The 18,732-nt window shown below is 30.9% G+C and carries 20 protein-coding genes and 2 tRNA genes; 9 read left to right on the forward strand and 13 right to left on the reverse strand.

Features of this window, described 5'->3' with window-relative positions; translation table 11 throughout:
* Window positions 1–53 precede the first annotated feature (53 nt).
* Entirely contained in the window at window positions 54–680 is a 627-nt protein-coding gene (gene rsmG, locus CHB67_RS09995) for a 16S rRNA (guanine(527)-N(7))-methyltransferase RsmG (protein WP_089381638.1), read from the reverse strand.
* A gap of 140 nt (window positions 681–820) precedes the next feature.
* Here rsmG and CHB67_RS10000 point away from each other — a divergent pair, with 140 nt between their 5' ends.
* Together CHB67_RS10000 and CHB67_RS10005 are read left to right on the forward strand one after the other, a co-directional pair.
* The gene (locus tag CHB67_RS10000) at window positions 821–1,927 is read left to right on the forward strand and encodes a fatty acid desaturase family protein (protein WP_245813505.1); all 1,107 of its coding nucleotides are present in this window, start codon (window positions 821–823) and stop codon (window positions 1,925–1,927) included.
* Between the two features lie 9 nt (window positions 1,928–1,936).
* Window positions 1,937–3,124, forward strand: coding sequence for a pyridoxal phosphate-dependent aminotransferase (locus tag CHB67_RS10005; RefSeq protein ID WP_176461254.1), 1,188 nt, complete (start codon window positions 1,937–1,939; stop codon window positions 3,122–3,124).
* A gap of 81 nt (window positions 3,125–3,205) precedes the next feature.
* Here the strand turns inward: CHB67_RS10005 and CHB67_RS10010 are convergent, their stop codons facing one another.
* On the reverse strand, window positions 3,206–3,931 hold the full coding sequence (locus tag CHB67_RS10010; protein ID WP_089381640.1) for a DUF2490 domain-containing protein: 726 nt from the start codon (window positions 3,929–3,931) through the stop codon (window positions 3,206–3,208).
* 362 nt (window positions 3,932–4,293) lie between these two features.
* On the opposite strand from CHB67_RS10010, the gene CHB67_RS10015 reads away from it, so the two are divergent.
* From CHB67_RS10015 to CHB67_RS10030, 4 genes are all read left to right on the forward strand, one after another.
* Entirely contained in the window at window positions 4,294–5,472 is a 1,179-nt protein-coding gene (locus CHB67_RS10015; RefSeq protein WP_089381641.1) for an HYR domain-containing protein, read from the forward strand.
* A gap of 448 nt (window positions 5,473–5,920) precedes the next feature.
* Window positions 5,921–7,966, forward strand: a complete 2,046-nt coding sequence (locus CHB67_RS10020; RefSeq protein ID WP_245813507.1) for a thioredoxin domain-containing protein — start codon at window positions 5,921–5,923, stop codon at window positions 7,964–7,966.
* Window positions 7,967–7,968: 2 nt separating this feature from the next.
* Complete coding sequence (locus tag CHB67_RS10025) at window positions 7,969–8,331, forward strand: DUF1304 domain-containing protein (protein WP_089381643.1); 363 nt, start codon at window positions 7,969–7,971, stop codon at window positions 8,329–8,331.
* Window positions 8,332–8,335: 4 nt separating this feature from the next.
* The gene (locus CHB67_RS10030) at window positions 8,336–9,163 is read left to right on the forward strand and encodes a mechanosensitive ion channel family protein (protein WP_089381644.1); all 828 of its coding nucleotides are present in this window, start codon (window positions 8,336–8,338) and stop codon (window positions 9,161–9,163) included.
* On the opposite strand, the gene tsaB is transcribed toward CHB67_RS10030, so the two are convergent.
* The 10 genes from tsaB to cyoE form a co-directional block, all read right to left on the reverse strand.
* On the reverse strand, window positions 9,164–9,835 hold the full coding sequence (gene tsaB / locus CHB67_RS10035; protein ID WP_089381645.1) for a tRNA (adenosine(37)-N6)-threonylcarbamoyltransferase complex dimerization subunit type 1 TsaB: 672 nt from the start codon (window positions 9,833–9,835) through the stop codon (window positions 9,164–9,166).
* A gap of 104 nt (window positions 9,836–9,939) precedes the next feature.
* Complete coding sequence (locus CHB67_RS10040) at window positions 9,940–11,310, reverse strand: TolC family protein (protein WP_089381646.1); 1,371 nt, start codon at window positions 11,308–11,310, stop codon at window positions 9,940–9,942.
* A 150-nt stretch (window positions 11,311–11,460) separates the two neighbouring features.
* Entirely contained in the window at window positions 11,461–11,670 is a 210-nt protein-coding gene (locus CHB67_RS10045; RefSeq protein WP_089381647.1) for a hypothetical protein, read from the reverse strand.
* A gap of 1 nt (window position 11,671) precedes the next feature.
* A complete protein-coding gene (locus tag CHB67_RS10050) occupies window positions 11,672–12,187 on the reverse strand; it encodes a DUF420 domain-containing protein (RefSeq protein WP_089381648.1) in 516 nt (171 codons plus the stop codon).
* Window positions 12,187–12,813, reverse strand: a complete 627-nt coding sequence (locus tag CHB67_RS10055; protein WP_089381649.1) for an SCO family protein — start codon at window positions 12,811–12,813, stop codon at window positions 12,187–12,189. The genes CHB67_RS10050 and CHB67_RS10055 overlap by 1 nt, the downstream gene beginning before the upstream one ends.
* Before the next feature lie 4 nt (window positions 12,814–12,817).
* Entirely contained in the window at window positions 12,818–13,462 is a 645-nt protein-coding gene (locus CHB67_RS10060; RefSeq protein ID WP_089381650.1) for a hypothetical protein, read from the reverse strand.
* A gap of 69 nt (window positions 13,463–13,531) precedes the next feature.
* A complete protein-coding gene (locus CHB67_RS10065; RefSeq protein ID WP_089381651.1) occupies window positions 13,532–13,888 on the reverse strand; it encodes a cytochrome C oxidase subunit IV family protein in 357 nt (118 codons plus the stop codon).
* 19 nt (window positions 13,889–13,907) lie between these two features.
* Complete coding sequence (locus CHB67_RS10070; RefSeq protein WP_089381652.1) at window positions 13,908–14,888, reverse strand: cytochrome c oxidase subunit 3; 981 nt, start codon at window positions 14,886–14,888, stop codon at window positions 13,908–13,910.
* A 56-nt stretch (window positions 14,889–14,944) separates the two neighbouring features.
* Window positions 14,945–15,526: a cytochrome c oxidase subunit 3 gene (locus CHB67_RS10075; RefSeq protein WP_089381653.1), complete on the reverse strand. Its 582-nt coding sequence runs from the start codon at window positions 15,524–15,526 to the stop codon at window positions 14,945–14,947.
* 1 nt (window position 15,527) lies between these two features.
* Window positions 15,528–16,400, reverse strand: coding sequence for a heme o synthase (gene cyoE, locus CHB67_RS10080; protein WP_089381757.1), 873 nt, complete (start codon window positions 16,398–16,400; stop codon window positions 15,528–15,530).
* Between the two features lie 212 nt (window positions 16,401–16,612).
* On the opposite strand from cyoE, the gene CHB67_RS10085 reads away from it, so the two are divergent.
* Together CHB67_RS10085 and CHB67_RS10090 are read left to right on the forward strand one after the other, a co-directional pair.
* A tRNA-Gly gene (locus CHB67_RS10085) sits at window positions 16,613–16,684 on the forward strand.
* 22 nt (window positions 16,685–16,706) lie between these two features.
* A tRNA-Leu gene (locus tag CHB67_RS10090) sits at window positions 16,707–16,792 on the forward strand.
* A gap of 123 nt (window positions 16,793–16,915) precedes the next feature.
* Here CHB67_RS10090 and CHB67_RS10095 read toward each other — a convergent pair.
* Window positions 16,916–17,944 carry a S1C family serine protease gene (locus tag CHB67_RS10095; RefSeq protein WP_089381654.1) on the reverse strand — a complete coding sequence of 343 codons (1,029 nt, stop codon included), beginning with the start codon at window positions 17,942–17,944 and terminating at the stop codon, window positions 16,916–16,918.
* A gap of 401 nt (window positions 17,945–18,345) precedes the next feature.
* Between CHB67_RS10095 and CHB67_RS10100 the strand changes: the two genes are divergently transcribed.
* A complete protein-coding gene (locus CHB67_RS10100; RefSeq protein ID WP_089381655.1) occupies window positions 18,346–18,678 on the forward strand; it encodes a hypothetical protein in 333 nt (110 codons plus the stop codon).
* Window positions 18,679–18,732 lie beyond the last annotated feature (54 nt).

Raw genomic sequence — 18,732 nt, forward strand, 5'->3', positions numbered from 1 at the left:
TTTATATTAAAAGACTAAATTACCTTTTTTTATTGAATTAAAAGTGAACTATATTACCTCTTTTTTAAAGGAATATGCACCACTTTTTTTGTTTCAAAAAATTCCTCCTCAAAATAATTGGTTAAATCATACAAGGTTGCATTTGGAAAACTAACCAATTCCTCGGTTAAATCTCCTCCTTTTAAATACAGAATTCCATTTTTCAATTCATGATTTTTTTTCTTCGCGATTTTTTTACGTGTCCATTTTACAAAATCGTCCATATTTGTGACAGCTCTACTCACAATAAAGTCAAATTCACCTTTTACTTTTTCTGCACGTATATGGTCAGCCTTCACGTTCTTCAATCCTAACGCTGTAGCAACTTCATTCACCACTTTAATTTTTTTTCCAATAGAATCAGCCAAATAAAAGTTTGCCTTCGGAAATAAAATGGCTAATGGAATTCCAGGAAATCCACCACCAGTTCCAATATCTAAAATATTTGAATCGGGTAAAAATGGCTGTACTTTAGCAATTCCCAATGAATGCAGCACATGACGCAAGTATAATTCGTCAATATCTTTACGAGAAATAACATTTATTTGAGCGTTCCACTCTTTGTATAATTCTTCTAATTTGTTAAACTGACTGATTTGTAACTCTGTTAAATCAGGGAAATATTTCAAAATAATATCCATATATTTTATAATGTGTTTGCAAAATTACCATTTCTAAAATTAAATTAACATCTTTTGAAAAAATGTTATATTTTTCTTAAAAGTAGTTTTAGATCATAAAAATGGCTTAATTTTGGTGTATATATCTATATAATAGGTAAATGATGACTACTAATACTACTACTATAAGCTTTTCAAGAAACGATAAAGCTAAATTTTTTAGGACTCTTAATAAACGGGTAAATTCGTATTTTAAAGAGCGTAATATAAAACGTACAGGAAACTGGAAACTATACAGCAAAGCAATTGTAATGTTTAGCATATTTCTAGCGCCTCTTATTTTAATATTAACCGTGCCTATGCCGCAATGGACTATGTTATTGTTAACCGTTGTTATTGGAATTGGAATGGCAGGTGTTGGCATGAACGTAATGCACGATAGCAACCACGAATCTTTTTCTAGTAAAAAATGGGTAAATAAAATTATGGGTAGCAGCATCTACATTTTAGCTGGAAATGTGTATAACTGGAAAGTGCAACACAATGTATTACACCATACTTTTACAAATATTCAAGGCTATGATGAAGACATTGATGCGGGTAGAATAATTCGATTTTCAAAACATTCAAAATGGTTACCTGTCCATCAATTTCAAAAGTTCTATTCTATATTTTTATACGGTTTGTTAACCATAAATTGGGCAATTACAACAGATTTTAAGCAAACCTATAATTATTTAAAACGCAAACTTTCTTATGGTAAATTTCCAAATCCAGCGAAACAATGGAGTATTTTAGTAATTACTAAAATCATTTATTATTTAATTTGGATGGTAGTACCTATGCTTGTGTTAGATATTGCTTGGTGGAAAGTACTCATCGGTTTTTTTGTAATGCATTATACCGCTGGTATGATTTTAAGTGTAACGTTCCAATTAGCACATGTAGTACCAAATACCAATATGCCTTTACCTGATAAAGAAGGTAAAATGGAACATACTTGGGCAATTCACCAATTATTCACCACTTCAAATTTCGCTCCAAATAACAAATTTGTATCTTACTACACAGGTGGTTTAAATCATCAAGTAGAACACCATATTTTCCCACATATTTCACATATACATTATGGGAAAATAGCAAAAATTGTAAAAGAAACTGCTAAAGAATTTAATTTACCCTATCACGAATATAAAACAATGCGAAAAGCATTTCTTGAACATTTCAATCAATTAAAAACGCTAGGTTTAGAACCGGCTCATGCTTAATCAAATTTTATGAAAAATCAACTATCAGACAGAATTAACAGTTTACCTGTTTCAGCAACTTTAGCAATGGCTGCTAAAGCTAGAGAGTTAAAAGGACAAGGAAAAGACATTATTGGTTTAAGTTTAGGAGAACCAGATTTTAATACTCCTGATTTCATTAAAGAAGCTGCTAAACAAGCAATTGATGATAACTATAATTCATATTCTCCTGTTGATGGGTATGCCGATTTAAAAGATGCTATTATCACTAAATTTAAACGTGATAATAATTTAGATTACAAACCAAGTCAAATTGTAGTTTCAACTGGAGCAAAACAATCTATTGCCAATACTTTACAGGTATTATTAAATCCTGGAGACGAAGTATTATTGCCTGCACCCTATTGGGTAAGTTATTCTGCATTGGCAATTTTCTCTGAAGCTACTTATAAAGAAATTCCTTCTTCTATTGATACTGATTTTAAAATTACTCCAGAACAATTAGAAGCAGCTATTACACCTAAAACAAAATTAATCTTATTCAACTCTCCAAATAATCCAAGTGGAACAATTTATACTGAAGAAGATTACAGAGCTTTGGCTGCTGTTATAGAAAAACACCCTAATATTTATGTGCTTTCTGATGAAATTTATGAGCATATTAATTATGGAACTAAAAACTTTAGTTTTGCAGCAATACCAAGTATGTACGACAGAACAATTACCGTTAACGGTGTAGCAAAAGCATTTGCTATGACAGGATGGAGAATTGGATATATTGGAGCTCCTGAATGGATTGCTAGAGCTTGCAATAAAATGCAAGGACAAATTACCTCTGGCGCCAACTGCATTGCACAACGCGCTACAATTGCGGCATTAGAAGCTCCTGTTTCTAAAATACAATATATGGTAACCGAGTTTCATAAACGAAGAGATATTGTTTTACAATTATTAGGAGAAATTGAAGGATTTAAATTAAATATACCTCAAGGAGCATTTTACGTATTCCCAGATATTTCTGCATTTTTCGGAAAAGAATTTAACGGTGTTAAAATTGAAAATGCATCTGATTTTGCCTTGTACTTATTAGAATATGCAAATGTTGCAACCGTTACCGGTGAAGCATTTGGAGCACCTGATTGTATTAGAATTTCTTATGCAGCTTCTGAAGCACAAATTAGAGAGGCTATTAGCAGAATTAAAAAAGCATTGAGCTAAATTCTAAGAACATACACTTATAAAAGAGGTTGTCTAAAAAGTTGATTTTTAAGACAGCCTTTTTTATTGCTACAATCTATGTTATTTATAAAATTTCTTTTTAGTGAAATCAAAATTGTAATTATAAACTACATTAAACACATTATCAGCCCAATAAACACCATTTCCTGCATTGTAATAATCATGTCTATAACCTATGTACAATTTCGAATTATCTAGTAACTGATATCCCAATGAAACAACAAAATTATTTTGATCAAAATTAGGATCGCCTATGCCTTCAGTAAAACGAATTCTAATTTCTTCAGAAAGGTTTCCTAATAAATAATTGTTATTTTTAAATTTCAATATATTAAAATCAAAATTCATTCGATACCTAAACCTATTAGCGTAAGCTTCTTCATTATTTAATTTTGTTTTAAAACGCTCTTCAAACATAAAACGCTGATTCATTTTCACTTTTCCTAACGCAGAAAAAAGGGTAACATGTTGCCAAATTCTATTTTCATAATCTAATGATGGAGGATGAATTCCCGCTATACTATAATTTGAATAATTGTAACCTACACCCGCACTAATTTTATTACTGAATTTGTAATTTATAAAAGGCATTACTAAAAATATCCTTGTATATTTCAGGCGCTCAACAAATCGCCATTGAACAACGCTTACAGCCGAAACCCTTTCTGAAAATTTAAACTTATTAACCACAGTAAACCATGAACCACCTTCATTGTTTTGAACTTCTTGAGCCTGAACAACAAAAAATTGAAGTACAAATAGCAAACTCAGCACATATCTCTTCATTTTTAATTAGTTTAAAAAATTGTATAACAAATTTAATTAAGCCATTTGTTTTAATAGAGTATAAATTTTAAAAACTAAAAAAACGTTTTAGTAATCTCTCAAAATTAGTTTGGCACTTAATTTTAGTATTCTTAGCCAAAAATTAATTTAAAGGCACCACAAAAAACATTCTTCAAATAGTAAATCTTTAAATTATCCAAAAAGAATCTAGCTATTGACACATTATATTTAATGGCTTATTTACTAGTTTCAATCAAATATTAAAGTCATCAAAATCATTTGTTATACTTTTTTGATTATACAGTACCCCTAACAACTTAAAAGCTTCATATTATTGCCAAACACAATAAATTTCATCTGTCATGTTAAAAATCAATTTTTCATATTTTTTATACTTAATATTTATATTATCTTTTGCTTCGTGTAGTAATGATGAAGAGGAAGGTATACCAGAACCAAAAGATACCATTAATCCTACTATAACATGTGTAGAACCAATTAATGTAATAGTAAATATAGGTACTACTGAAACTAGAATTACATATTCAACACCTGTTGGAAAAGATAATTTACCAGGAGCAATAACCGAGCAAACTTCAGGTTTAGCATCTGGTTCTTTATTTCCAATTGGAACAACAACCAACACATTTATTGTAACTGATGCTGCTGGAAATACCGTGTCTTGTAGTTTTGATGTAACAGTAGCAACGCCTTCAGAAGACAAACCTTTTTCACTTGAAAATGGCGTTGGTATACCTACAGGTAAAAAATGGACTAAAGTTGAAAATCTTTCTGATGAATTTAATAATGGAACTTTTGATGATTCAAAATGGCATAGAGACCCTGCAACTGATGGTTTTGGTTGGATTGGTAGACCTCCTGGATTATTTGAAGCTGACAATGTAAGTGTAAGCGATGGCAACCTAAATGTAACAACTTTAAAATACCAAACTCCTAAAGTAGTAAATGGTAAAAACTTTACTCATGGTGGAGCAATTATTAGATCTAAAAATTCTGGAGGCGTAGGTAATTATTACGAATGTAGAATGAAGGCTAATAAAACTGTTATGTCTTCAACTTTTTGGTTAGCTTTTAAAGAAAATTGTCCTAGAAAACTTGAACTCGATATACAAGAGTGTGTTGGTAGGGTTCACAGCGGCACAGATACTTGGGCTAATAATTTTGACAATATTTATCATTCTAATATTTTTCTACACAAAAGAACTTGTAATGGCGTTACTAATGAAGAAAAACGAAGTCAAAAAGGTGTAACACTTACCGAAAAAAACTATTCAAGATATTTTGTATATGGTTGTTGGTGGAAATCTGAAACTGAAATTCTTTTTTACTTAGACGGAGAATATTCATTTACCTTGACACCTCCTACTAATTATGACATTGAAGGTTTTATAACTATGGCAATAGAAACATATGATTGGAACCCAATTGACCCAAACAGTAATTTATTTGAAACTGGCTCTTTTGATGATTTAAGCACAAAATATGATTGGGTAAGAACTTGGAAATTAGAAGATAAATAGTTTGCATAAAATTTTAAGTATTTCATAAAAAAATCAACTACTTCAAGAGAAGTATCATCACATACAAAAGTAAAGACGTTACCAAATAAGCAGTCAAAAATACTTTTTTTGAGTGTCGTAAAATGCAACACCCTAAAATCCTGTGTTGAGAGAATCTGAAATGTATTTCTAGCATTACATAAAATGGTGAATTAATGCTACAACATTTTATGCTTAAATCAACAATTCACAAGTTTCATTAGACTTGGATTAATAAAATAATTGAATTAAATGTGATTAATATTTATTTAAGAAAGGTTTGTTAAAAAACGTTTCAGTAAACTTTTTAAAAATCAAGCAGGTATTTTATTTTATTATCTTTAGCAAAAAATTAATTATAATGCGTCAACTAATTATAATCTTTTTGCTGCTTTTTTTTATAAGTTGCAAAAATAAATCTGATCAAAAAATGACAACACATAAATATACCAATAGCTTAATTAATGAAACAAGTCCATATTTATTACAACACGCACATAATCCTGTAGATTGGAAAGCGTGGAATAATGAAACTTTAGAATTAGCTAAAAAAGAAAATAAACTAATTTTAATTTCAATAGGATATTCATCGTGCCACTGGTGTCATGTGATGGAACATGAAAGTTTTGAAAATGATTCAGTGGCAGCTGTTATGAATCAAAACTTCATAAATATAAAAGTTGACAGAGAAGAACGCCCCGATGTTGATCAAGTTTATATGAATGCTGTTCAGTTAATGACAGGCAGAGGTGGTTGGCCTTTGAATTGTATTGCTTTACCTGACGGAAGACCTGTTTGGGGCGGCACCTATTTCCCGAAGGAAAACTGGATAAATGCCTTAGAGCAGTTGAGTAAAATGTACGAAGAAAAGCCTGAAGAAATGATTGCTTATGCTGAAAAACTAACCGAAGGTGTTCAAAAATCAGATTTAGTGCATTTTAGTGGTGAAGTAACTGATTTTTCTATTTCAGATATTGACAGTTGTGTTGAAGAGTGGACTCAAAATATGGACATGGATTTAGGTGGAAAAAGAGGCGCGCCAAAATTCCCAATGCCAAACAATTACCAATTTTTGTTGCGTTATGCAATTCAAGCAAATAATCCTGAAGTTTTAGAGTATGTAAATACGTCACTTACAAATATGGCTTATGGTGGTATTTACGATCAAATTGGAGGGGGATTTTCACGTTATTCAGTAGATATAAAGTGGCATGTGCCTCATTTTGAAAAAATGCTGTATGATAATGGGCAATTGGTAAGTTTGTACGCTAACGCTTACCAAGCAACTAAAAATGAACTCTACAAAAAAACAGTTTATCAAACTTTAGCATTTATTGAACGTGAATTAACAACAACTGAAGGTGCTTTTTATTCTTCATTAGATGCCGACAGTACCACTAAAGAAGGAGTTTTGGAAGAAGGTGCTTTTTATGTTTGGAAATCACTGGAACTACAAACCCTTTTAAAAGATGATTATCAGCTATTTTCGGACTACTACAACATCAACCACTACGGTTACTGGGAGCATGAAAACTATGTTTTAATCAGAAATAAACCAACGAACGAGATTGCTGATAAACATGCAATTTCAATAACTGAATTACAGAATAAAGTAATTAAATGGCAAGAATTATTATTAAAAGAGCGAGACAAAAAAGATAGACCAAGATTAGACGATAAATCGTTAACCTCTTGGAACGCACTCATGCTTAAAGGATATATAGATGCTTATAGGGTTTTTAATGATCAACATTTCTTAGAAACAGCCATTAAAAATGCTAAATTTATTTACACCAAACAACTACAAGAAGGTGGAAATTTAAATCATAATTATAAAAATGGCAAAAGTACAATTAACGGTTATTTAGAAGATTATGCTACTGTTATTGATGCATACATTTCCCTATATGAAGCTACTTTAAATGAGTTGTGGCTAAACACAGCAAAACAACTAACCGATTATACTTTTGATCACTTTTTTGATGCAGAAAAGCAAATGTTTTATTTTACATCAGATGAAGACACAGACTTAATTACCCGTAAAATGGAAATTGAAGACAATGTAATTTCTTCTTCCAACTCAATCATGGCCACTAATTTGTTTAAATTAAGTCACTATTATTCCAACAACTATTATCTTAAAGTTAGCAAACAAATGTTGGGCAACATAAAAGACCGAGCACAAGAATACGGGTCAGGATATGCAAATTGGCTTCAGCTAATGTGCGATTTTACTGGTGCATATTATGAAATAGCAATTTCAGGTGAAAAATCTTTTGAAAAATTAAAAGAAATTAATCAACACTATATCCCAAACAAATTAATTGCAGGAAGCACTTCAAAAAGTACGATTCCATTAATGGAAGGTCGATTTAACAAAGATGAAACTTACATTTATATTTGTGTTGATGGCGCTTGTAAACTCCCTGAAAAAGACACAAAGAAAGCCATTGATCAGTTAAAAATTGAATTCTAATCATGAAAAATCTTCAACTATTTTTTGTTGTCTTGGTTGCTACTGAGCACATTTATTTTATGATTTTAGAAATATTTTACTGGGATAAACCAAGCGGTTTAAAAGCTTTTGGATTAACCTTAGAAGAAGCTAAAATCACTAAAGTTTTGGCCAAAAACCAAGGCTTATATAACGGCTTTTTAGCTGCTGGATTAATTTGGTCTTTAATCAAAATAAATAATTCTTTGGAAATAGCATTATTCTTTTTAATTTGCGTGGCTATTGCGGGTATCTATGGAGCATATACAACAAAAAAGATAAAAATATTTTATGTTCAATTTATTCCAGCATTTATAGGCATCATACTAACATTACTAATTAAATAAAACTATGGAAACACAGGAGTACACCGAATCAATTTTAGACTTCATTAATGAATACAAATTAATGGATTTTGCATTAAAAATAGTTCTTGCAATTATCATTTTAATTATTGGATTATGGTTAGCTAAAAAAATTGTAAAAATTTCTCAAAAATTAATGGCTAAAAGAGGTGTTGACGAAACACTTCAACAATTTTTAGGCGACTTAATGAGTTGGGCTTTAAAAATATTAGTGTTTATTACCGCCATTTCACAAGTTGGTGTTGAAACCACTTCATTTGTTGCCATATTAGGGGCAGCAGGTTTGGCTGTTGGTTTAGCGCTACAAGGTTCTCTTGCTAATTTTGCAGGAGGTGCATTAATTATGATTTTTAAACCTTTTAAAGTTGGTGATTTAATTGAAGCACAAGGTGAAATTGGAGTTGTAAAAGAAATTCAAATTTTTGTAACCAAAATGATCTCTCCGGGAAACAAATTACTTATTATTCCTAACGGAACACTTTCTAACGGAAATATTAAAAATTATACTGAACTTGGTATGTTGCGTGTAGATTTAACTTTTGGAGTTAGCTACGATGCTGATATTAAAAAAACAAAAGAAGTTTTAATGGAAGTTTTAACTTCTAATGATAAAGTATTGTCAGATCCTGCACCTAGTGTAATGGTTTCTGAATTGGCTGATAGTTCTGTTAATTTTGCAGTGCGTCCTTGGGCAACACCTGCAGATTATTGGGATGTCTATTTTGGTACTATTGAAGCTACAAAATACGCATTAGATAAGGCTGGTATTGAAATTCCTTATCCACACCAGGTTGAAATCAGAAAGCAAGGATAATTACTTTTTAGGTTTTATAGCTACAAAATCTTTTAAATAAAAAGGTTCAAAATAAGCGACATCTTCAATGTCGCTTTTTTTGTATTTTATATAAGACAATGCACTCATTTCATTTGCTGAAGGAAATTTATCATCTAAAAAAACCGCATGTTCACTTTTAATTAGCTCTTTACACTTTTCAGCGCCATCACCTAAAAAGTAACATTTCTTTTCACTTAGAAATTCACTAAATGATGCTTCCGTAATTATCTCAGCTTGAACATTTCTTACAAACTCATAATTTTCATTAAAAACACTGCTATAGACCTCCATTCTCCTAGCATCCAAGAGCGGAATTATATAGCCATCTGTAATTGAAATAGCATGTGAAAGAGATTTCAACGTATGAATTGAAATCATTGGTATATTTAACGCGAAACAAAGCCCTTTTACTGCCGAAACACCAATTCTTAATCCAGTATAAGACCCAGGGCCTTTACTTACAGCTACAGCTTTTAAATCTGAAAACCCCACTCCTGCTTCTTTTACAACTCCTTCAATAAATTCGTGTAATTTTTCGGCATGAGAATATGCGCCATCATTTAACTCTTTTAAAGCTATTGTTTTTCCTTCGTTAGCTAAACTAACCGAACAATTTTTTGTTGCAGTTTCTATATTTAATATGAGTGCCAATACTTAAGTTTTTAAAAAAGCAAAGATACTTAATTTGACTGCTATAAAAAAAACATCCAACGTTGTGAGTTGGATGTTTTTTTTAAGCTGCTATTAAATGGTTATTACATAACTATTGGAATTCCGTAGTAATACTCTAATAATTTAGTTCTAAAAACAAAATTGTATTTGGCATTTACCATAGTTGACTGTGCATTTACCAATCTATTTCTAACTTGGTCAAAATCGAATGAAGTCATAACACCTGAATTGTAACTGGCTTGAGCATTTTTAAACAATTCTTGCTGCGCTTTTAAGGAAATTTCTGATGAAACAAACTGATCTAGTGCTGCTTTCGCATCAGCATAAGCTTTTTCAATACTTTCTCTTAGCTTTAATTCTCTATCCAACAATTGTAGCGCTGCTCTTTCTTGATTGATAATAGCTCTATTAACATTTGATTTTGTTTGAAACCTGTTAAAAATAGGTACACTTAATGAAAAGCCTAAATTGTACCCCATATTATTTTTCAACTGTTCTCCAAAACCATTTGGAACAAAAATTATATTTGTTGGATCATCAGGATCTATAATTGGTCTTTGATCTGATTCTCCTCTTGCGTGTTGATAAGATGTTCCTAATCCTGCTCCAAAACCAAGTGTAGGCTGGTAAGCACCTTTTGCTATTTTAACATCTAACTCTGAGCTTTCAAGTGCTAATTCAGCGCTTTTAATTTCGGGTAAAATACTTACAGCTTTTTCAAAAATATCATCTGTATTCTTATATTTCAAAGCTTCAGAAGTCATATTTAATAAAACATCTTCAACGTCGAAACCCTTATGCGACATCTGTAATAATTGTGCTAAACTTAATAAGGAAAGATTTAATGTGTTTTGAGCAGTTGTCAATTGTTGGTTATTGGTAGCCAATGTAGCTTCAGCCTCTAACAAAACCGATTTTGCTTTTGAACCAGACTCAACCAAACCTTGTGCTTCTTTAACCTGATTTTCACTTATTACAATTTGATCTTCAGCTATTTTTAAATTTTCTTTATTTAAAAGTACATTTAAATATGAGTTAACAATAAATAGCATAATGGTATTTTTATTCTCTTCTAAATCGTACCCTGCTGCTTCTAAATCATTTTTTGCTTGTTCTAAAATATTTCTATTTCTATTACCATTGTAAATATTAACTCCCGAATTTAACCCAAAACTATTACCACGTGTGTCTCTAGAAATTCGTAAACCTGTTTGCCCTATATAAGAACCAAAATTCCAATTTTGAGTAGCTGAACCATTTAATGATGGATAAAAGTTACCTCTTGCTGTTAAAACATTTTCTCCAACTAACTCCGTATTTAATTCTTGTTGCTTGATTGAAATATTATTTTCTAATGCATAATCTACACATTCTTGCAACGACCATTTTTTATCTTGAGCATTCAATGTCATAAAAAATACGACTGCCAAAATAGTAACAATTTTTGTTCTCATTTATATAGTTTGAGTTTGATTAATTACTTCCTTTAAAATTAATTTGTTGCTGAAAATTTGAACGCATAAAACCCATTCAAATTTAGCTGTATGTTTTTATAGGACGATTAAAGTTATTATTTGTTACACTTTTACGCTCTTATAGAAACGTTAAAGTTTATTTTTCTTTCTGTTTTTAACAATAAAATACAATAACGTGCCAACTAAAAGGTAAGGAAATATCATTAAATATAAAATTCCAGAGTTTAAACCCTCAGCTTCAGAAGGGTTTCCACTTTCAACAACAGCCTTACACATAGCACATTGCGCATTTGCAATTTGCAAATAAAAAAAAAATACTATGAAGGCTATTTTTTTCATTTTAATAATAAGGTGAAATCATTAAATAAACAACTACGCCACTTACCGCAACATACAACCACAAAGGAAATGTAATTTTTGCTATTTTTTTATGCAACTCAACCTGATTTGTGATCCCCCTTACAAAGGTGATTAATACAAAAGGAATTACGGCAATGGAAAGTATTATATGAGAAATTAAAATACTGTAATAAAAATATATAATAACACCTTCACCTCTAAATTTTGTTGAAGTGGAAGTCATATGATAAGCAACATACAATACTAAAAATAGCACCGATAATATAATTGCTGTTTTCATTAATTTTTCATGCAATTGAATATTTCCTTTTTTTACAACTACAACAGCAGCTACTAAAACAATTGCTGTAATTGCATTAATAGTTGCATAAATTGGCGGTAAAAAAACAGGCAATTCAACATCTACTTTTACGCCAAATAAAATGGCAACTACAACTGGAATTGCTATTGATAAAATTACAATCCATTTATTATATTTTTTTGAATTTGTTTCCATTATTCTTTTAATAAAACTGCAATATCTTCAATAATCATTTTTACACCTTTTGGATCTAAACCATCATAAAAAGCGATAGGATTTCCTAAATCATCTAATCGTGATCTAATATTTCCTTCTTTATCAATTAAAGCAAACATTCCTGAATGTTCAAAACCTCCTTCTGCTTCACTATTTTGACCTGCAAACAAGGTAAAACCTGTATTTGCTAATTGATAAATAACTTCTTGATCTCCGGTTAAAAAGTGCCAATTTTTTAAAGTGGCTCCGTGTGCTTTTGCATAAGCCTTCAAAATTTCAGGAGTATCGTGTTTTGGGTTGATGCTGAATGATGCCAATCCAAAATCTAGATTTCCATAAAATTTATTTTGAATCTTCACCATATTCGCATTCATTTTTGGACAAATTGTAGGGCAGGTTGTAAAAAAGAATTCTACCACCCATACTTTATCTTTATAAAATGAATTCGAAATTAATTCACCATCTTGATTTGAAAATTCAAAATTGGGTACTTCACCTATTTTTACCAATGTTGGTGTTTTAAATTTATTTACAATTTTTGGAATGGCGTAAATTCCAAAAATTAAAATAATAAACGCTACACCTATATATGAATATTTTTTCATGTTTTTATATTTCTCTTTTTTGCCGTGCTTCTTTTTCAGCAGATTTTTTTAACTGATAGTAAATAATTGAAATATCATCTTTCATCTTATTTTTTAACACAGCTATGGATTTCATATTGTACCCATATAACTTCCCGCCTTTAGTATCGTCATCATCTTTTCTACCTCTTAAACGCAATTCCATATCAATTATATATGCGTTTTCAGAATACATATATTCACTTAACTGAAAAGGTGTATCAAAGCTATTGAAAAGCGTTTTAATTTCAACTTCATTTGCATAAATAAATTGCCAATTACTAATATCGGTAAATGCTGAAAGTTCTTCAATAACCGTTTTATATTGTTCTTGAGTTCCTTCAGGTAAAATAGCAACCATTTGAAAATAGGGCTTTTGATAAAATCGTTTATAAACCGTTTGATTTAAATTAAATAAGCTTCCTTTTGCGGTATTAATATCATTTCCTAAGAAACAAACTACCGATAAATGTCCTTTAAAAGTACTTGTTGAATTTCCTAATTCATGAATATCAACTACTTCCGAAGTTAAAATTGGCAAATTAGCATATTTGTATATTCCTTTTGAAAGGAAAATATAAAATACCAATGGCAAAATAAATAGACTAAATAATACCCAAAATTTTTTCATACAGCAAAGTTAAAAGAAAAAAGGTGGTTAAAAAACCACCTTCTTGAATAATACTATTTTATTTTTATTTTAGTAATTCCATTTTACCAAAGGTCCTAAAACATCGTTTAGGTAACTACCTTCAATTAATAATAACGTTGCCAAATAAATAACTAAGAACACGGCTGTCCAAACAACTGATCTTCTTAAACTCTTGGTTTCGTCGGCCATATGCATGAAAAACCATGTAATATAATATGCCTTTACCAATGTTAACACTAAAAATATAATGTTTAATGGGCTTGTTCCTAAAATTGTTGTTAGGTGAAGAGAGTCAGGCTTTATAATTCCTAAAATAACTTCAACAATTGTAATTACAGATAATATGATAAATACTTTCCAAATTAGCTTTGTATGCGATGTATGTTCTTGTGCGTGTGCTGCCATTTTTAAAATATTTTAAAGATTAAACTAAGTAGAAGAATGTGAATACAAATACCCAAACTAAATCTACAAAGTGCCAATACAATCCAACTTTTTCTACCATTTCGTAGCTTTTTCGCTTTTCATAAGTACCTATGATTACATTGAAAAAGATAATAATATTGATAACAACTCCTGATAATACGTGAAATCCGTGAAACCCTGTGATAAAGAAAAAGAAATCGGCAAATAGCGTATTTCCATATTCGTTTACTTTTAAGTTCGCTCCAACAACTACTGCTTTTGCCTCATTTAAATAAGACATTGCTTGTTCACGAGGAACAATGGTTTTTGTCTTAGTTTCAGTATTTAATTTTTCGGTTCTAATAGTTATTTCAGGATGTGCTTCAAACCCTGCAATTACTTCGTTTACTGAATATGCCGGTAATGCCGCTTCTTCAACAAACCATAAACCTTTACTTTTTGTATGCTGCGTTCTTTCTGAATGAGAAGATTTTGCAAAACTCTCTAAAGCAACTTGATGACCTGAAGCATCAACAAACTGAATAATTTTACCGTCGTTTAATTGTAAAGCTCCGTAAGAGCCGTTAATGAAGTTTTTCCACTCCCAAGCTTGTGAGCCTAAGAATATAATACCTCCAATAATGGTTAAAAACATGTAAAAAGTTACTTTTCCTTTTTTTAATTGGTGCCCCGCATCAACAGCTAATACCATTGTTACTGAAGAAAATATTAAAATAAAGGTCATTAACGCCACATAATACATAGGCGCGTGAACACCATGCATAAATGGAAAGTGAGTAAATACTTCGTCGGCAATTGGCCAAGAGTCGATAAATTTAAAACGCATTAAGCCGTAAGCGCCTAGAAAACCGGAAAAAGTAAGGGCATCAGATAAAATGAAGAACCACATCATCATTTTACCGTAACTTGCACCTAATGGCTTATTGTTCCCTCCACCCCAAGTTTGTTCACTGGATTTAGTAGCAATAGTTGCATCCATAAAGTTTGAATTTGAATTTTTTAGTTATAGTTGCGCCAAAAATACATTTTTTTTTATTATCTAACCAAATAGAAAAAGAAAAACAAGTAAATCCACAGAATATCAACAAAATGCCAAAAGATAGCACCAAGCTCTAAACCTAAGGAATCTGATGCTGAATATTTATTAGTTAATTGGTTATATAACACCACAAGAAGCACGATGATTCCTGCAAATATATGTACCAAATGAGCAAGCGTAATTCCGTAAATAAAAGAAGACTTCACAGTGCTTTCTGCCCCTGCAAAAACATAGCCTGCATTAAACATTTCATTAAACCCTTCAAACTGAAAATAAATAAAGCCTACCCCTAAAACTAGCGTAATTGTTAAGAAAACAGTGGTTAGTTGGCGATTATTATTTTTAATAAAACGCTTTGCCAACATAAAAGTAATGCTACTCAATACAATTAAAATGGTACTTGTATAAAAAGCCGAAGGCAAATCAAAAGACACCCAATCTGCTCTTTTTCTACTCACCACATAAGCACTTGTTAGGCCAGCAAACATCATCGTCATACTTATCATTGAAACCCATAACATTGGTTTAGCCGATTTACGTTTTGCTTGCTTGTATTCTTGTTCTAAAGTTTGTTTCATTTTAATGTAAAAATTTGTCTATTACGTAAATAATTTGAATCAAAGTTATATATAATACACTTGACAACATTAATTGACGTGCTTCTTTATTTGATTGATGTTTGTATAATTTTACCGCATAATACAACATTACACTTCCTAATGCAACTAAAATAACAGCTGTTACTGGATAAATATAAAAACTTCCTGTTTTTTGCAGTACTGGAATTATTGAAACAATTATTAAACAAATTGTGTAAAAAATTATTTGAACTACCGCCTTTTTATTTTTTTGCCCCATTGGCATTAAATTAAAACCTGCTTTTTTATATTCATCGTACTGCAACCAAGCAATGGCCCAAAAATGTGGAAATTGCCAAAAGAACTGAATTAAAAATAACATTCCTGGTTCTATAGAAAAATCGTTAGTAGCTGCAACCCAACCTAACATAAAAGGAATGGCTCCTGGAATTGCACCAACAAATACTGATAATGGTGTTATTGATTTTAATGGCGTGTAAACACTTGTGTATAAAAAAATAGATATCGCTCCAAATAAAGCACTTTTAGGATTTATGCTATACAATATAGCCAAACCAATAATAGTAAACGAAACAGCCACCACTAAAGCCGTTGAAACATGCATTCTACCTGTTGGTAAAGGCCTATTCATCGTTCGCTTCATTAAAGCATCAGTATCTTTTTCAATAATTTGGTTAAATGCATTGGAAGCACCTACCATTAAATATCCTCCAATTGCTAACATTACAAGAACGGAATATTGAATTTCTTCAACGGCTAATAAATAACCAGCTAAAGAGGAAAATACCACACTTAATGAAAGGCCTACCTTTGTTAGTTGCTTAAAATCACTAAATACTACTGAAAAGTTCATTTTTTTATGACCAACGTTTGAATTTACTTGCATTTATTTTTATTGAATTGCTGCAAAGATATTTTATTATTACACATTTACAACCTTAAAATAAGGAGATTAAGAAAAAGTTTTAAAATTATTTTAAAAAAGTCTTTGAAGTTTGTATAATTGTGTTAAATTTGCACTCGCAATTGAGCAATCAAGTGCAACGTTCTTAAAAAAATATGACTGCGAAAGTAGCTCAGGGGTAGAGCATCACCTTGCCAAGGTGAGGGTCGCGGGTTCAAATCCCGTCTTTCGCTCTACAATATATAAAATACCAATGCTCGAGTGGTGGAATTGGTAGACACGCTGGACTTAAAATCCAGTGGACTGTAAGGTCCGTATGGGTTCAAGTCCCATCTCGAGTACTAAACTCTTGTTAATCTTTATGATTTTCAAGAGTTTTTTGGTTTTTAAAGATAAACTCTATTTAAACGTAAAGAAGCTTCATAAATTCATGAAGCTTCTTTACGTTTATCAAATCTAAATTACTACTGGTGAAGCATTGCTTTCATTCGCACTTCACCTGCACGTAAATATTTCACCAAATACGTTTCTCCTTTTTGAAAAGAAATCATCCTTTTTTGAAGTTTCATAATTCCTTCAGGAGTATTTAACCGAATACCTGCAACTTCCAAGATTATATCTCCACCTATTAAAATTTCCTTACCTTCAATAACAGCATTTATGTAACCACCTCTTAAACCCATTTTATTACCAAGTCCTGTTGAAGTAACCGATAACACCAACAAACCTGCCTCTTGAGGCAAATTAAACACATCTGCCAATTCATCACTTAAAATAAGAAACTCCATACCTGTCCAAAGGTTTGGCTGTTCCATTAATACTTTTTTTGCTACGTTTGAAGTAGTTCCAAAACCTAAGCCAGCTGAACTGCCTGATTGAGATAATATAAAACTCGCAATTCCTATTACTTGCCCTTTCATATTAAACATAGGCCCACCAGAGTTTCCTTGATTAATAGCTGCATCAGTTTGTAAATACTCAACTTCAGCAAAATCATTTCCAATTTCTTCGGGCGAAATTCTTCCACTAACAATCCCTTTAGTTAATGTTTGCTCTACACCAAGCGGAGCACCAATCACAAAAATATCTTCACCAACCATTACAGCATTAGAATTACCTATAGCCGCTACATGCTTTTGTTTTAATTTAAAATCTGATACTACTTTTATTAAGGCTACATCGGCTAAAGGGTTTGAACTTAATACCTCTGCCTCATACACATCTCCGTCGTTAAATTTAACTGCTACTTTATCAGCCGAATGTACCACATGAGAGGCTGTCCAAATTAAACCGTCATTTGAAATTAACACCCCAGATCCCTGACCTCCTGCTGTATTCACTTTTTGTTTATCACCACTACCTGCGCTAACATTATTAATAGTTTTAATAACAACTGTTGAAGAGTTAACTTTTTTGTAAATACTCGCCAAATTTTGAGAAATAGCAGTAAATGAAACAAAGAAAACAAGAGCTATACTAATATATTTTTTCATAATTTATTCAGTTTAATCACAAAAATAGAAGATTATCAATTAAATACAACCAAAACTTCATTTTGTTTTTTAGTATCCCATATTAACCCCAAAGCTTTTAAATATAAGGGCTTTTTCTTATTCAACTACTCTAAAAGAAAATACCCCATTTGTTAATGATATGTTAAAAGAGTACTTTGTTTTGCATAGTACTGTAACAAAATAATTGACCGTCCGTCTTTTAAGTATACTAACAATCAAAAACTAAAAATTATGACAACTTTAAGAAAATCAAAAGTAAACACATTAAGCTTCTCAAATTCTAAAAGAGCACAATGGGGAAATTTCAGAAGATACAGTTTATAAACCTCTGAAAAAAATAGGACAAGCAATTTTTATAACAACAACCAAAATTTATTATCATGAAAAACTTAAAATTATTCGTTATCACATTATTTATTGGAACAACTGGATTATTTGCATCAGAAATTTCAATAAATGAATTAAAAAACCCAACTATTGGATCTCAAATTGAGAATTTATTAGATAATACCGAATTTACATTTAACAATACATCAGCAGTACAAATTACATTTACATTTAGTTCTGAAGGAGAAATTGTAGTATTAAGGGTAAACTCTGTAGACAAACAAGTTTTAGATTATATCCGTAAAAATTTAAATGGTAAAACAATAAAAAATCCAGGTGAAAGAGATAAAATTTATAACCTATCGTTAAAACTGCAAACTATCTAACGTTTAAATGTTTAAAACCACGAATTAAAAAAAGAGTTACAAAATTGTAACTCT

The organism is Lutibacter agarilyticus, assembly GCF_900188235.1.
GTDB lineage: Bacteria > Bacteroidota > Bacteroidia > Flavobacteriales > Flavobacteriaceae > Lutibacter > Lutibacter agarilyticus.